Annotated in this window: 1 protein-coding gene; it reads left to right on the top strand. The window is 69.6% G+C overall.

All coding sequences use genetic code 11. From position 1 onward, the window contains the following. The coding region (locus KI686_RS16240) for a TetR-like C-terminal domain-containing protein (protein WP_237590365.1) at positions 1 to 309 on the top strand (309 nt) is incomplete at both ends.

Below are 309 nucleotides of genomic sequence, written 5' to 3'. Positions count from 1 at the left end.
CGGGCAGGCGTACATCCGCTTCGCCGTCGAGCGTTCGCACGCCTTCGACGCGGTCTACGACCCGACGGTCTGCGTTCCCGGTTCACCGACGGAGACGATGGCGCCACTCATCGACGAGCTCGAGTCGATGCTGTCCGACGCGGTCGTCGCGGCGGGCCTGACCGACGACGACGTCATCACGACCTGGGGGCTCGTGCACGGACTGGGCACTCTCGCCGCGGCAGGGCATTTCCCGCTCGACACGGCCATGGCCGCAGGAGGATCCGGGATCCGGAGGATGCTGGGCTCAGACGTTCCCGGGCGTCCGGA

It is taken from the genome of Polaribacter sargassicola (genome assembly GCF_021991835.1).
Classification (GTDB): domain Bacteria; phylum Bacteroidota; class Bacteroidia; order Flavobacteriales; family Flavobacteriaceae; genus Polaribacter; species Polaribacter sargassicola.
Note: the sequence above shows the minus strand (reverse complement) of the source record. Positions and strands in the feature narration are given on the sequence as shown.